The sequence below is a fragment of the Brucella oryzae genome (assembly GCF_041929965.1).
Classification (GTDB): domain Bacteria; phylum Pseudomonadota; class Alphaproteobacteria; order Rhizobiales; family Rhizobiaceae; genus Brucella; species Brucella oryzae.
Genome location: NZ_JBHEEO010000006.1, coordinates 80,307 through 94,791, shown reverse-complemented (window position 1 = coordinate 94,791; position 14,485 = coordinate 80,307). Strand labels below are relative to the sequence as shown.

Sequence of the window (14,485 nt, the reverse complement as noted above, 5' to 3'; positions counted from 1 at the left end):
CCCGTGGTTTCATGAGCGATATCGTCAATCTCAGGCAATTCAAAAAGCAGAAAGCCCGCGCTGAAAAACAAAAACAGGCTGACCGGAACCGCATCCAATTCGGCCGAACGAAGACTGAAAAAGCTTTCGCTCACACGGAAGCGACGAAAGCGGAACGTTTTCTGGATCAGAACCGTCTGGAAAATAGCAAAAAGCCGGACGAGACAAAGTGAACTCGTCCGGACGGTTACGCAAACATTCCGTCAGTATTCGCGGACACGCAACCAGTTACACACTTGAAGACCCATTCTTTGAATTGATTGAAGAAATTGCGGCCACACGGGAGCTTTCCGTGGCAGCCCTGATTGCTGAGATCGATAGCAAGCGTGACAGGTCGATCAACCTGTCTTCTGCGCTCAGGCTCCACGTCCTGGACTGGCTTAAATCCAGAATAACTCAAGGCTGAGGTGCCGGCACGGCAGGTGCCTGCTCCAGGCTTTTCAGGAATTCATTCAGCGATTGGCCACCCTCCGGCGAGGCCAGAGGATCTTTCGATCCGCCTTGCATCTTCTCTGCCTCAAGCCGTTGAGCTTCCTCGGCAGTTTTCCGGGCCATTTCGCGCGCACTCGCCTCGGCGCGTCGTCTCGCCTCGTCTTCACGCTGCGAACGATCACGTTCCGCTTCGTCCGCTTCGAAAAGCCCAAGCTGGCGCCGAAGGCGCTGTTTTTCCATCAGGCTCGCCTGCATGGATTCAACACGTTCCTGTTCGCGTTCAAGTGCACGCTGGGTCAAAAACTGAACGAGTGGCTGCTTGTCGAATGACACCTCAGGTACGCTGTAGCTACCGCCGAGCGAAAAAGCTACTTGCGGCGAGATACCAGTATCGGCGCCATCGCCATTCTGAAACGTCAAAGTACCGTTTCCGCCAATTCCGAGTGTCGACAGGTCGAATTGCAGATCGCTGAGAAGAGCAGCATTTCCATCGTTCAGATTTGCCGCAGCCATACGCGCGACACCGCCGCTGATCGTAAAGTCAAACTGCGCATTACCGGGTGCAAATGTGCCCTGCCCGGTTGCCCTGTCAGCAATACCGACAAATTGTTTTGAAGCAAGCTTGTCGGAACCGGAGAACTGATCGCCTGTTGCATCGGCTGCAGCGATCATTGCAGGCAACGCCGCACTATCCAGACCATTGACGGTAAAATTCTCCACGTCGAAACTTGCAGTTCCGGCCAGCGATCCGACAAGCGCCGCGACACTCTCACCACTGCCGTTCAGATTGACGGCAGCCTTCACTGCACCACCGAGCGGAACAGCACCATTCTCCGTCTGGTAGAAATCCTTGAGATTTGCACCGCTCCATTTGATCTCTGTCGAGAGGAGAGCGTTCCTGTCGCTATTACTCACAGATACGTTGCCAACGAGATATCCACCGGCCCAATTACCAGTCAGTTCATTCAACTGAAGCCCGTCCATCGTCTTCAGAAGCCGTGTGGAAAAATCCGTAGCAGTTCCAAACCCATCCATGTGAGCCTGGGCTACGTTGAGCTTCATGTCCAGCAGCAACGGCAGTGACGGGCGGAGTGCGAATGCACCACGCGGCCAGATTGACTTCGCAGTAGGCTTTGCCGGTTCGAATGCATCCTGTCCGAGCATGATCGCTGCAAGACTAGCGACCTCAAGCGTCGCGAGCTTTGCCTCGCCTTTCAACTGAGGCAGGCCGCTATCGGCAAAATTGGCCTCCAGCCGTGCCGAAACATCTTCTCCATCCAGCTTTCCGGCCAGATTAGGGAACCGCAAGATACCCTTTGCGAACTGAAAATCGCTGGCGATATCCGCCGAAAGCCCTTCACCAAATCCGGGCAGCGCGAAACCTGCCGTCGCGATGAACGGCTGCAGATCGGCAGACTTCAATTGGGCCTTGCCGCTGGCGGCGACATCTCCGCCGACCAGCGAAATCACACCGTCTGCCGTCGCCGACCCGTCGGGTGCCGTGAGTTTGAGCAATGTCCGCATGCCTGCACTCGGTGCACCCTGCATGCTCAGATCGGCAGTGAGTTCACCAGCGAGCCCCAAAGGCAAGGAAGGCAAGCCGATCAATGCAAGTACCGCCTCGCCTTGCTCCGACATCGCCGTCCCGTTCAATTGCATCTGCAATGGCTCGCTCTCACCCTCACCGCCGCTCGCCGTGCCCGAAAGGTCCAGCTTCATGCCGCCTGTTTTGCCGGTAACGCTGAACGAAAACTCTCCGACATCGGGAGCGCTTTTGATGTTTGCTTCGGCAGGCCGGGCACTCTTGCCCTTGGATGCCGTGCCTTTCACAGGCACCTTGTCGGCTGGTGGCACGGATGGAGCCACCGCATTGGCGATGACATTTATTTCGGTATCCTCGAACAGCCCCGGGAAATTGGCTGCGCGCAACGAAAGCGCATGAAACAGCGGTAGTCGGGGATAACGATTGGCCATCAGCGAGAGGAAACGCGAAAGGTCGCCGGACAGGATCGTTGCATCCAGCGAACCGGAAGGCGTATTGGCAAAAGGCTCATAAGTGCCTGTTGCGGTCAGCGTTGTGCCCGCTACATCATCGAGCAGCAATCGGTCAAAATCGAAGCGGCCATCATGCAGCCGGAGTGCCATATCGACGCTGCCCGCTTCCATGTCCTGATAGCGGACAGGCCCTGCCTTGAATGCCAGGTTCAGCGACTGACCGTCGAGAAAGCCCAGCCCGTCACCACTGGAGAAAAAGGCTGTAAAGGCTTGCAGCGCTTCGCTTTCAACCGCGCCGCCATTGAGTGCCAGCGCGATCGCTGGCTGCGCGCCCCCCTTCACCTCGCGAACAAACGAGCCTTTGAGTGTCGTCTTCCCCAACGCAATTTCGAGATTATCGATCCGCTGCATTCCGTCGCGAAGATCGACCTGTCCTGAAAAACCCGCACCTTCGAGCTTGCGCACGGAATCGTCAACGGTCTCGTTGAGCCAGCTTGCCAGACCGGACGGCTGACGTGAGGCAACGAGCATATCGCCCTTGAAGCCGAAATCCTTGCCAACCGAGAGCGTGCCCTTGGCTTCTACCTTGGTTCGTCCCGGAAGATCGGCAGCGAACTGACGAATATTCCAGTTCTTTCCGTCCGGTTCCGCGCTCACTGTGACCGAGCGTATCGTTGTGCCGCCCGCGATGACGGCAGGAAGGCGCAAATCCACATTGCCGGGTATAGTGGGAATGGGCAGTTGTTCGAGAACGCGGCGTGCTATCGTAATACGATCTGCAACCGGCATGGCGGAACCGGATTGTTCTTCGCTGGCGGCTTCATTCGCCCCCCAGAAAAGCTGCTGTCCATCGGCACTGACCTCGAAACGCGGTTTGGTGCCGTAATCAATGAATGCCTTGCCATTCACCACATAAGGATTGTCGGCAGGCCCCTGCTCCATCCGGAATTCACTGGCATCGAAGCGATTGCGATCTGCCTTGAATTTACCGGTTACTCGCACGCCACTGAAAAAGGGCGTTTCCGTCGGCGTTTTCTGATCCTTAGTCGTCTTGGCAACCATATCGGAAGAGCGAAGCGAAAAGTCACCGGCATAGTCGAGCCGGCCTTCAGTCACGGTCACATCGCCATCGGTCTCGAAAGCAGCCGGGATTGCCTCCGGCGAAATGCGTGCGCGAACGCGCAGCGAACCGTCCGGCTTTGCCTCGCCACTCGTAAGGTCGATTGCCAGCTTTTCGCCCCGAAGAACAAGACTTCCGTTTGCCTGCCATGGACCTGCAAGACTGTTTGCCGAGATCACAGCATTAAGTTCGGTAGCGGTATGACTGCGACCGCTTGCCTCTTCGCGAAGGGTAATTGTTCCGTCACTGACGGAAAGCCGTTCCAGCTTGATCTTCGTCGGATCGAGCGGCGTCGACGGACGGATTGCCCAATCAACCTTGCCGCTTTTATCGAGAGAAATTGTAGCCTGTGGACGATCCACACGCATATCGAAAATCAGAAGCTGGCCGCGCAGAAACGGCATCAGTTCGGCATCCATCGAAAACGTATCGACCGTCATCACCGGATGAGCTGCATCGGCCCCGACACGCACATCGGAAAAAGCGACGGAAGGAAACGGCAGGAGCCGCGCGCTGACGTCACCGGCGACCTTGACGGGGCGCCCCAGAACACGGCTCGCCTCACGCTCGAAATCGGCACGATAGCCGCTCCAGTCAACAAAAGGCGGCACGACAAGTGCTGCCGTCAACAGCAGCACGAGAAGCCCGCCGACGATGACGAATATGCGGCCCAAGAACCAGCTCCGGTCAAACAGATTGCAAGTTAGCGCGAAACAAAGAGTGAATCACGCCGTCTTTATCTGCGCAACATAACGGCATCGATCCGGCGACAACAAGGCAAATTGCATCGCAGCTATATCGATATGCACGCCTGCCTGAATCAAACTCTTGGCAAACCCGTCCAAACGGCTGATTTGAATCACGAAATCAGTATTTTGCCCGGATTCATGATGTTGTCGGGATCAAGCGCTTTCTTGATGGCCCGCATATAATCCGTGGCTTCGCCCAGCTCCATGGCCAGATACTTCATCTTGCCCTGCCCGATGCCATGTTCGCCGGTGCAGGTTCCCTCCATTGCAATGGCGCGCTTGGCCAGCCGATCCATGAAAGCTTCGGCACGCTCCATCTCGCTGGCATCTTCTGTATCGAGAAGCAGGAGAAGGTGGAAATTACCATCCCCCACATGCCCAACAATCGGCGCTATAAGGCCTGTTTCGGCAAGGTCCTTTTCCGTCTCGCCGATGCAATCGGCCAGACGCGAAATCGGCACGCAGACATCGGTGGAAACGCCCTTGCAACCGGGCCTCAGCAGAAAGGACGCAAGATAGGCATCGTGACGCGCCCGCCAGAGCCGGTCACGCTCCTCGGCATCGTGTGTCCACCGGAACTCGCCGCCGCCATTGCCAGTTGCAATTTCTCCAAACAATTCCGCCTGTTCGGCAACGCCATTTTGCGTGCCGTGGAACTCGACAAACAGATAGGGCTGTACCTCGTAAGGCAGTTTGGAATGGAGGATCAGGGCTCGCATCTGAAGCGTGTTCACAAGCTCGATACGTGCAACGGGGATACCCATCTGGATGGTTTCGATTACTGTACGGCAAGCCGAATCCACGTCTGGGAAAGGACAGATACCGCCGGAAATCGCCTGTGGGATCCCCTGCAGTTTCAATGTCAGTTCGGTGATGATGCCAAGTGTTCCCTCGCCTCCAACAAGTAGCCTCGTGAGATCGTAACCCGCAGCCGTCTTCTTCACGCGCTTGGAAGTCTCGATCAGTCGCCCATCGGGCATCACGGCTTTCAGCGCCAGCACATTCTCGCGCATGGTCCCATAACGCACTGCATTCGTACCGGACGCACGAGTGGAAGCCATACCGCCCAGCGTGGCATTGGCACCCGGATCAATCGGAAAGAACAGTCCCGTATCGCGCAAATATTCATTCAGTTCCCGGCGCGTAATACCCGGTTCCACCACGCAATCCAGATCTTCCGCGTGCACGGCAATCACCTTGTTCATACGCGTGAGGTCAAGAGACACACCACCAGCGGGTGCGTTCACCTGCCCTTCGAGCGACGAACCGGCGCCGAAAGCGATAACCGGAACGCGATGTTCGGCGCAGATACGCACAACATCCTGCACCTCCTGCGCAGTCTCCGCAAAGATGACGATGTCCGGCGCCTGTGTCGGCACATAGGTCGTCGTGTGGCCGTGCTGTTCGCGTATAGCCTGACCGGTCTGCGCACGTTCACCGAAACGCTGCTTGAGAATACCCACTGCTGCGGCAATACCGTCCTCATTGCGTGCAAGCGCGACAACATTTTCAAGCGACATCGTTCATTCTCCAAAATTCATATTCAAACAGCAGGCAACGCCAATGCGACCGGGTCTTGTCCAAGGTGTTCGGCGACAGCCCGGATAACCAGATTATGGTCCTCGCGCTGCGGCAGCCCCGATACGATTACGGCGCCGATCACGCCAGCCCCGGAAACACGGATTGGAAATCCGCCGCCCGCCAGCGCGTAATCTTCCACGTTCAATGCTTTATGGGGAGCAAACATGCGATCGTCGCGATTCTGTTCCAGAACAAGACGATAGGTCGAAGCATGAAAGCGGCGCACGACATTGAACTTGCGGCGCAACCACTCTTGATTGTCCACAGTGCTTCCGGCGGTCGTCGCATAGAATAATTGCCGGTCCCACAGCGAAATTTCGGTGGCAATGCCGAGCTTCTCCTTCACGGCGATATCGCGAATGCGAGCGCCCAGCGCAAATGCGCCGTTCTCGTCAAATGACGGAAAAATAAGCGCCTGTTCCTGCCGGATGATTTGCGCAATCGCCTGCTTGCTGTCGTCGCCCTGTGCCATTTTCTGCATTTCCCCGATGAGCTGCACGAAATCTGTGCGTTCCTTGTGCGCTTTCGATCACGTGATTGCAATAAGGGTTGTCCGCCATCAAACTTGATTGATCAGATGCAATCCACTAGTGGAGCCTTATGGTTCAGAACCCCAATACAGATGTGCCTTTGAAAGGCGATCAAATACCGGATTTTGTTGAAACCGCCGTGTTCAAGCGCGACGTGTTCTCGGAAACGCATGCCGGCTATTTCGTAGGCGATCCCGATACCCGCATCATCCGTCGCGTCGTAAGCGCTGCTCCATGGTGGTCGAAGCCGCTGGCATGGATACTGGCCCGGCGCGAAATCCGTGGCCTCAAGACCGTGCGCGGCATTGAAGGTGTCCCGCAGCTTCTCGCCACCGACAAGGACGGGCTGTATCGATCCTGGACGGAGGGAACACCGCTACATCTTGCGCGCCCTTCCGATCCGAAATGGTATCGCACTGCGCACCGCATCCTGCGCGATATGCGCCGTCTTGGTGTCACCCACAACGATCTCGCCAAACCGCAGAACTGGCTGATGACGCCCGAAGGTGAAGCCGCAGTCATCGATTTCCAGCTCGCAAGCGTGCATCGTCGTCGCGGCGCCCTCTATCGCCTGATGGCCTATGAAGACTTCCGCCATCTCATCAAGCAGAAGCGCGCTTTCGCAAAAGACATGATGACACCGACGGAAAAGCGCATTCTGGCACGCCGTTCGCTGCCGTCACGCATCTGGCTGGCGACAGGCAAGAAAGTCTACAACTTCATCACTCGCGGCATTTTCAGCTGGTCGGACGGTGAAGGCACCGGTGATCGCATCGACAATGAAGGCCCTGCGATTCAGGCTGCCCTCAAATCCGATCCTCTTGTCTCGGATGTGGCTCTCGCGCTTTATTCGCTGCCTGCCAAGGGCGTCGGCATCTACGCTTTCGTGGAAACCCTAAGTGCCGACGAAAAAAGTCTGCGCGCAAGGCTTAAAGGACAGAAGGTTGAATTGATCCAGCCGGTTGCCCACCTGCCACGGCGTGCCGACGGAACGATCCGTGACGACATCCTGCGGCTGATTGCGATGAACCAGATGACGGAACTCGACGATCTGTTGCAGCGCGAACCGGAACTGCGTGGACTGGTTGAAGCACTGGCCTCGCATCGCCTGAACTTTACGGATCGTCGCGTCACTCAATTAGAGTAGTCGAATATTTTAACCCTTTCGCTGGTCTTTCAGCCACGAATCATTACATTCGGGTCAAATGCCTGACTTTCCCGACGATATGCCGTTTTTCGGCGATGACGACGCTCCGGCAGGCCGTACGCCCGCTCCCGGTGGTATTGCCGCACGTGCCATGGCAGCACGCAACCAGCAGCGTGGCGAACCCGATTACCTGAAAGGGCTGAACCCGGAACAGCGTCAGGCTGTCCTGACGACAGAGGGGCCTGTTTTGGTACTTGCCGGTGCGGGCACGGGAAAAACGCGCGTTCTGACAACACGTATCGCACATATTCTGACCACCGGCCTTGCCTATCCAAGCCAGATTCTCGCTGTGACCTTCACGAATAAGGCCGCGCGCGAAATGAAGGAGCGTATCGGTCATCTGGTCGGCGGTGCAGTGGAAGGCATGCCATGGCTTGGCACATTTCACTCGATCGGTGTCAAGCTTTTGCGCCGTCATGCGGAACTGGCAAATCTGACATCGGATTTCACCATCCTCGATACCGATGACGTGATCCGCCTCATCAAGCAGCTCATTCAGGCTGAAGGGCTTGATGACAAGCGCTGGCCTGCCCGCACCTTCGCCAACATGATCGATGGCTGGAAGAACAAGGGATTCGGGCCGTCCGATATTCCCGAAGGCGATGCGCGCTCATTCGGTAACGGTCGCGGACGCGAGCTTTATCAGGCTTATCAGGAGCGCCTGCGCACATTGAACGCCTGCGATTTCGGCGATCTTCTGCTGCATCCGATCCGTATTTTCCGCAATCATCCGGATATCCTGCGCGAATATCACGCAAAGTTCCGCTACATTCTGGTGGACGAATATCAGGATACGAATACGGCGCAATATTTGTGGCTGCGCCTGCTGGCTCAGCGACCAAAATCACGAACGCAGGCCGGAGGCTCGCCAGTACAGCCCGCTAGGGCGTCCGAAGGCCCCCGTGGAGCCGATGAGCGCAGCGAATTCGGCGTGAGCGAGAAAAATCCAACACAAGTAAACTTGTGTTGCGTCGGCGACGACGATCAGTCGATATACGGCTGGCGCGGAGCGGAAGTGGACAATATTCTTCGCTTCGAAAAGGATTTTCCCGGCGCAGTCGTCATCAAGCTTGAGCGCAACTACCGCTCCACGGCACATATCCTCGGCGCCGCCGCCCACCTGATTGCGCACAATGAAGGCCGCCTCGGCAAAACGCTGTTTACCGAAGCGCCCAATCCCGACGATCCGAAGGTAAAAGTTCATGCAGCTTGGGATTCGGAAGAGGAAGCCCGTGCGGTCGGCGAAGCCATAGAGCAAGCCCAGCGTCAGGGGCATCTCCTCAATAACATGGCGATCCTTGTCCGCGCCTCCTTCCAGATGCGTGAGTTTGAAGACCGTTTCGTCACGCTCGGCCTCAATTACCGCGTCATCGGCGGTCCGCGCTTCTACGAGCGTCTCGAAATCCGTGATGCGATGGCCTATCTGCGCGTCGTGGCACAACCGGCCGATGATCTGGCGCTGGAGCGCATCATCAACACGCCGAAGCGTGGTCTGGGCGAAGCCGCGATCCGCCAAATCCATGATTATGCCCGTGCACGCGATATTTCCATGTTCGCTGCGGCCTGCGACCTCATTGAAACCGAAGAATTGAAGCCGAAGCCACGCTCCGCATTGCGCGAAGTGGTCGAAAACTTCCTGCGCTGGCAGTCCCTGATCGACAACACGCCACACACGGAACTGGCCGAAACCATTCTGGATGAATCCGGCTATACGGCCATGTGGCAGAATGACAAATCGGCGGAAGCACCGGGTCGGCTTGAAAACCTCAAGGAACTGGTCCGTTCCATGGAGGAATATGAGAGCCTACGCGGTTTCCTTGAGCACGTTGCACTCGTCATGGATGCCGAGCAGAATGAGGATTTGGATGCCGTCAACATCATGACACTGCATTCTGCCAAAGGTCTGGAATTTGAGACCGTCTTCCTTCCCGGCTGGGAGGAAGGCTTGTTTCCGCACCAGCGCGCGCTCGATGAAGGCGGACGTTCCGGCCTTGAGGAAGAACGCCGCCTCGCCTATGTCGGCGTGACTCGTGCCAAGAAAAATCTGCACATCTGGTTTGTTTCCAACCGGCGTATTCATGGCATGTGGCAGTCGACCATTCCTTCCCGTTTTCTGGAAGAGCTGCCGGAAGCGCATGTGGAAGTGGCCGAGCTGGAAGGCAATTATGGCGGTTACGGCGGCGGCTATGGACAGTCCCGCTTCGACAAGGCCGATCCTTTCCAGAACTCCTATTCGACACCCGGCTGGCAGCGCGCGCAGCAGAACCGTTCCGATGCCACACGCAACAACTGGGGCTCGCGCTCCGGTAGTCGTGTCGAACGCATCGGCTATGGCGAGACCGATTCGGGTTTCGGTGCCGGGCGCGGCTCCGTGAAGGCACGTACGATAGATGGCGAACTGGTAGCGAAATCAGTGGCTGACAAGCCATCGGCCTTCAAGCTTGGTGATCGTGTGTTCCATATCAAGTTCGGAAATGGCACGATTTCGCTTATCGATGGCAACAAGCTGACCATCGATTTCGACAAAGCCGGACAGAAGCGCGTTCTCGACAGCTTCGTCCAGCCTATCTAGTTTCCATCACAGATGAAGGATCGGGGCAGCCGGACTATTCCGGCTTGCCCTTCGCCCAAGTGACATCGCCCTTATAGAGCGGTACGGTTGAAAGCGAAGTCTTGGCCGAACCGTCCTGAACCTGCGTCGCATGGGCGAGATAAAGCAGCGTATTGTTTGTCTTGTCGTATATGCGCGTGATGACAAGCTTCTTCCAGATCAAGCTTGTGCGTTCGGAGAAAACCCGCTCCCCGCCCTTGCCGAGTTTGATGTCTCCGATGGTGATCGGCCCGGTCTGCTCGCATGAAATGGAAGCGTTGGACGGGTCTTCGAACCAGTTTCCCTTTTGCAGGCGGTCGATCATGCCGCGCGAAAACGACGCCAGATGACAGGTCACACCCTGCACCTTCGGGTCCTGCACCGCATCAATGACGATATCGTTTCCAAGCCAGTCGACGCCAACCTTGCCAACTTCTTCCGCCGACGCCGCCGAAGCAGCAACGACCAGCATAGGAGCAAGCAATAACCCGGCAAAACGCTTCAATCCGACCATATCTTCCAACCTCCAGAACTGTTGTGATGCGAAGGTGGATGAACAATTGCGGCTTTGCAAGAGCCGGAATTCAACCGCTCCACTTCTCAAGGAACACTTCGATTTCGAGCGTCTGAATATCCGGTACTGCCTCATAGAGCTTTTCCACCGGCCAGTTCCACCATTCGACTTCAAGCAGCCGATCGATGACGACATCATCAAAACGTTTCCGGATGAAATGGGCAGGCACGCCACCGACCACATGATAAGGTGGCACATCCTTTGTCACCACCGCATTCGCACCAATCACAGCGCCATGGCCGATCCGGATGCCCGGTGTGATGACCGCACCATGGCCGATCCATACATCGTTTCCGATGACCACGCGCTGCGCCTGACGCCTTGCCCGGAACTCTCCATCAACGCCCAGATAGCGAAAATACTCATTCGGACGATAGCTGACTTTATGAGTCGTCAGCCGCTCCATCGGGTGTTCGAGCGCATTGATGCGAACATTCGCGGCGATGGAACAGAACTTGCCGATCTCGGCATAAATCCCCTCACCGTTTCGCTCGAAATAGGTGAAGTCACCCACAGTAACTTCACGAAGAATCACACGCTCGCCGATATCGGCATATCGTCCCAGTTTCACGGATTTCAGCTGGGCCGTGGAATGAATGCGCGGTTCGCTGTTCTGGAAACGCAGATCATCCGACGACATCATTGTAAATTCACCTCAACCTTCCTACCGCGCAGCCAGCTCTGGAACGAATGCCTAAGCCGCTTCCTGCGAACCATCTTCCTCGCCGGAAAGATAATCCTTGATAACATTCGGCAGAACATCGTCAAACTTCGCAATGAGGGTCTGGTGAACCTGGCCACGGAACGCGGGAGCGAAACGCTCGAACCCCTGCACGCAGCCGAAAGGCGCTGATCCTGATTCGATTGCCGCCAGTTCTTCCGCCCAACGCTTCTCCTGGACGAAATCAAGATAAGCCAATTCTCTCGTCGGTCGAACGGAAGCATTGTGCCGCAAGATTTCCAGATGATTGGCAAGAGCAACCGTATTGAACTGTTCGATATCCCGATACCGGAAACTGATCTGCTTATTCAGAACATCGGGTTTCTCGGCGAAAAAAGTTGCCAGCGTGCTGCGCCGTAGCGGGTGCGGGTGATGATGGATCGACATGAAACGATCCTTCATGCCAGCGGCAACGGCGCCTTTCCATTGCGCCATCCGGAATTTCGGAAACGTATATTCGTATCGCGATATCTTGCCGAGCAATCGGCGCAGCTTGTACTTCCAGTGGGTGTTTTCAGGTCGCACCCAATCACCATGGAGAACGGGACGTTCGTCCTCATAGAGATCGGAAATTGTCAGCGGTGCATTCACAAAGAAATCGTCGTTGGAATAGATGAAATGTTCCGACAATCCGGGTATCCGCCACATCGCGCCTTCGATAGCGCGGGCGTTGAACGAAGGGCGGACAGCAGGCAGACCTTCGAAAATGTCATCATGTGACACGATCTGGATAAAGGAGGCATCGCATTTGCCCTCGTGCTTGAACGCATCGAGGAGCCGTGGCTTCTGATGATCGGTGATGATGAAGATGCGCTTGATGAACGGCGCGAATTTGATGACAGAAGCGATATTGTAATAAATCTCGCCATTATCGAGATAACGTTCGCTGGTTATGGCTTCAAAATGCGTGCGAGCGGAATCGGGAGCAAATTGTCTTCTGGCAGCCATATGCGCCGGGTCCTGCCCATCGACCCAAGCAATTACATAATCGATTTCCACTATGGCTCTCACAATAAATTGCTATTTTATGACGGAATTATAACAGTTCGATCAAGCTTGCAAAATGTAAAGAGTTGAGTGCTTGTTCAACTTTGGTCGCGCGCGGAAAGCAATCAGATGACACTTTTTGAAACGTCATGCTCCAACACGCGACAAATAGTCAAAAATTTCAGAAATTATTGAAAATTGAGCAGATAGCAGTACATTAACGCCATGCTCTTAATGATGGCAGGATGCGGCTATATCAACGGTTCTGCAGCGCATAAAGAAAAGATAGGTTGTTGAGCAGCGCAGCAAGGCGCGTTCGGAAATTCAAGGCTGACTGGACATGAAAAAATTCCTGCCCATCTTCATCATCGCCTTCATCGTCGTTATTGTCGGCGCTGCAGGTTTCAACCTTTTTCGCGACAAGCAGGCAGCAAAAGAACCTTTTGGTGGTTCACTTAACCTCGTGACCATGAATGGAACGCCTTTTACAGAGAAGGACCTGCGCGCTACACCCGCAGCCATCTTTTTCGGTTTCACCCATTGCCCGGACGTCTGCCCCACCACGCTTTACGAGCTGGATGGCTGGCTGAAACAGCTCGGGCCGGAAGCCAGTGATATCAAGGCCTATTTCATCACTGTCGACCCGGAACGTGACACACAGGAAGTCATGAAGACCTACGTGGGCAACGTTTCCGATCGCATCATCGGCATCACCGGCACACCGCAGAATATTGCTGATGTAGTCAAGTCGTACCACGTCTATGCCAAGAAGGTTCCGGGTGAAGACGGTGAGTATACGATGGATCATACGGCATCGGTATTTCTGCTCGACAAGGGCGGCCGCTTCCGCAGCACCATCGCCTATCAGGAAAACCCGGATACGGCTCTGGAAAAGTTGAAGAATCTGGCCAAAGGGGGAGCAAAGGGCTAGTGCAGTTCCGGTGAGAAGCCGAATCGTAAATCCACGCTGGCTATTTGGTTTTACGCATTATCCGACGTAAAACCACTTCGCACTTTTGCTGGAAATGCTCTAAGTAGAGGCTCCGAAGCATTTCCATCGGAAATGCGTCAAAGATAGAGAGCTTTTTACTTCATGGCCCAATCACGACTTTTCTTTTCGGCGGATAAGGCGGAAGCCGAGCGCGTCTACAATATTCTCGAACAAGCTTTCGAGGATGACGGCTTTCCCATCGCTATCACCGAGATTGACGAAGACCGGCAGATTTTCGAGGTTTCGGTCTATGTCGAGGACGATGCCGAAGATGTCGCGAGCCGGATCGATGCGCTGGTGGGGATAGGCCTTTTCGCCGTCGAGGAACTGCCTGACATCGACTGGGTCACGCATTCGCTGGAAGGACTGAAGCCGGTCCGGGCCGGACGTTTCTTTGTCCACGGCTCGCACGACCGCGATAAGATCGAAGCAGGCGACATTCCTATCGAAATCGATGCCGGCCTTGCCTTCGGCACTGGCCACCATGGAACGACCGCAGGATGTCTCGAACTGATCGAGGAAACCGTCAACAACGAACATCCGACCAATGCGCTTGACCTTGGCACCGGCAGCGCCGTTCTCGCCATCGCCATCGCCAAGCTCGCTCCGATTCCGGTTTTGGCTACCGATATCGACCCCGTTGCCGTTACGGTCGCTGCCGAAAATACCGCCAAGAACAGCGTGGCAGAACATATCGTCACGGCGACGGCGGAAGGCTTCGACCACCCGATTTTCCGTTCCTACTCGCCATTCGACTTGATCGTCGCCAACATACTTGCCAATCCGCTGATTGAGCTTGCTCCTTCCCTCAAGGAACATATGGCATCCGGTGGTTCCATCATTCTTTCCGGAATACTTGACAGCCAGCACGATGCGGTGCTCGCTGCCTATCAGGCGCAGGGACTCACCCACCAGAAGACGCTGCATCGCGAAGGCTGGGTGGCGATCCACCTGAAATAAAGCTGCTTT

12 protein-coding genes are annotated in these 14,485 nt (G+C 55.7%); 6 read left to right on the top strand and 6 right to left on the bottom strand.

Annotated elements, in window-relative coordinates:
* The first annotated feature begins 11 nt into the window (after positions 1 to 11).
* Positions 12 to 212 carry a DUF4169 family protein gene (locus JNC70_RS08070; protein WP_104755951.1) on the top strand — a complete coding sequence of 67 codons (201 nt, stop codon included), beginning with the start codon at positions 12 to 14 and terminating at the stop codon, positions 210 to 212.
* On the top strand, positions 209 to 445 hold the full coding sequence (locus JNC70_RS08065; protein ID WP_104755952.1) for a ribbon-helix-helix domain-containing protein: 237 nt from the start codon (positions 209 to 211) through the stop codon (positions 443 to 445). Before JNC70_RS08070 ends, JNC70_RS08065 begins: the two co-directional genes overlap by 4 nt.
* Here JNC70_RS08065 and JNC70_RS08060 read toward each other — a convergent pair.
* The 3 genes from JNC70_RS08060 to JNC70_RS08050 all read right to left on the bottom strand — a co-directional run bounded on the left by JNC70_RS08060 (position 436) and on the right by JNC70_RS08050 (position 6,388).
* Positions 436 to 4,260 carry an AsmA family protein gene (locus JNC70_RS08060; RefSeq protein WP_104755953.1) on the bottom strand — a complete coding sequence of 1,275 codons (3,825 nt, stop codon included), beginning with the start codon at positions 4,258 to 4,260 and terminating at the stop codon, positions 436 to 438. The two genes, JNC70_RS08065 and JNC70_RS08060, sit on opposite strands and share 10 nt — an antisense overlap.
* Before the next feature lie 185 nt (positions 4,261 to 4,445).
* Positions 4,446 to 5,855: an FAD-binding oxidoreductase gene (locus JNC70_RS08055; protein ID WP_104755954.1), complete on the bottom strand. Its 1,410-nt coding sequence runs from the start codon at positions 5,853 to 5,855 to the stop codon at positions 4,446 to 4,448.
* A 23-nt stretch (positions 5,856 to 5,878) separates the two neighbouring features.
* A complete protein-coding gene (locus JNC70_RS08050; RefSeq protein WP_104755955.1) occupies positions 5,879 to 6,388 on the bottom strand; it encodes a heme-degrading domain-containing protein in 510 nt (169 codons plus the stop codon).
* Positions 6,389 to 6,516: 128 nt separating this feature from the next.
* On the opposite strand from JNC70_RS08050, the gene JNC70_RS08045 reads away from it, so the two are divergent.
* Positions 6,517 to 7,593, top strand: a complete 1,077-nt coding sequence (locus JNC70_RS08045) for a serine/threonine protein kinase (RefSeq protein WP_104755956.1) — start codon at positions 6,517 to 6,519, stop codon at positions 7,591 to 7,593.
* A 58-nt stretch (positions 7,594 to 7,651) separates the two neighbouring features.
* Positions 7,652 to 10,225 carry an ATP-dependent helicase gene (locus JNC70_RS08040; protein ID WP_104755957.1) on the top strand — a complete coding sequence of 858 codons (2,574 nt, stop codon included), beginning with the start codon at positions 7,652 to 7,654 and terminating at the stop codon, positions 10,223 to 10,225.
* Positions 10,226 to 10,259: 34 nt separating this feature from the next.
* Here the strand turns inward: JNC70_RS08040 and JNC70_RS08035 are convergent, their stop codons facing one another.
* The 3 genes from JNC70_RS08035 to JNC70_RS08025 all read right to left on the bottom strand — a co-directional run bounded on the left by JNC70_RS08035 (position 10,260) and on the right by JNC70_RS08025 (position 12,537).
* A complete protein-coding gene (locus JNC70_RS08035; RefSeq protein ID WP_104755958.1) occupies positions 10,260 to 10,757 on the bottom strand; it encodes a CreA family protein in 498 nt (165 codons plus the stop codon).
* Positions 10,758 to 10,827: 70 nt separating this feature from the next.
* Positions 10,828 to 11,460 carry a DapH/DapD/GlmU-related protein gene (locus JNC70_RS08030; protein WP_104755959.1) on the bottom strand — a complete coding sequence of 211 codons (633 nt, stop codon included), beginning with the start codon at positions 11,458 to 11,460 and terminating at the stop codon, positions 10,828 to 10,830.
* 51 nt (positions 11,461 to 11,511) lie between these two features.
* Positions 11,512 to 12,537, bottom strand: coding sequence for a stealth family protein (locus JNC70_RS08025; protein ID WP_104755960.1), 1,026 nt, complete (start codon positions 12,535 to 12,537; stop codon positions 11,512 to 11,514).
* 328 nt (positions 12,538 to 12,865) lie between these two features.
* Here JNC70_RS08025 and JNC70_RS08020 point away from each other — a divergent pair, with 328 nt between their 5' ends.
* A complete protein-coding gene (locus JNC70_RS08020; RefSeq protein ID WP_104755961.1) occupies positions 12,866 to 13,456 on the top strand; it encodes an SCO family protein in 591 nt (196 codons plus the stop codon).
* A gap of 162 nt (positions 13,457 to 13,618) precedes the next feature.
* Positions 13,619 to 14,476: a 50S ribosomal protein L11 methyltransferase gene (locus tag JNC70_RS08015; RefSeq protein ID WP_104755962.1), complete on the top strand. Its 858-nt coding sequence runs from the start codon at positions 13,619 to 13,621 to the stop codon at positions 14,474 to 14,476.
* Positions 14,477 to 14,485: the final 9 nt, after the last annotated feature.

Bases quoted from the DNA above. Each gene is read 5' to 3' on its own strand.
- JNC70_RS08035 (WP_104755958.1), bottom strand. From the start codon at position 10,757: ATGGTCGGATTGAAGCGTTTTGCCGGGTTATTGCTTGCTCCTATGCTG.
- JNC70_RS08020 (WP_104755961.1), top strand. From the start codon at position 12,866: ATGAAAAAATTCCTGCCCATCTTCATCATCGCCTTCATCGTCGTTATT.
- JNC70_RS08040 (WP_104755957.1), top strand. From the start codon at position 7,652: ATGCCTGACTTTCCCGACGATATGCCGTTTTTCGGCGATGACGACGCT.
- JNC70_RS08030 (WP_104755959.1), bottom strand. From the start codon at position 11,460: ATGATGTCGTCGGATGATCTGCGTTTCCAGAACAGCGAACCGCGCATT.
- JNC70_RS08045 (WP_104755956.1), top strand. From the start codon at position 6,517: ATGGTTCAGAACCCCAATACAGATGTGCCTTTGAAAGGCGATCAAATA.
- JNC70_RS08050 (WP_104755955.1), bottom strand. From the start codon at position 6,388: ATGGCACAGGGCGACGACAGCAAGCAGGCGATTGCGCAAATCATCCGG.
- JNC70_RS08055 (WP_104755954.1), bottom strand. From the start codon at position 5,855: ATGTCGCTTGAAAATGTTGTCGCGCTTGCACGCAATGAGGACGGTATT.
- JNC70_RS08015 (WP_104755962.1), top strand. From the start codon at position 13,619: ATGGCCCAATCACGACTTTTCTTTTCGGCGGATAAGGCGGAAGCCGAG.
- JNC70_RS08070 (WP_104755951.1), top strand. From the start codon at position 12: ATGAGCGATATCGTCAATCTCAGGCAATTCAAAAAGCAGAAAGCCCGC.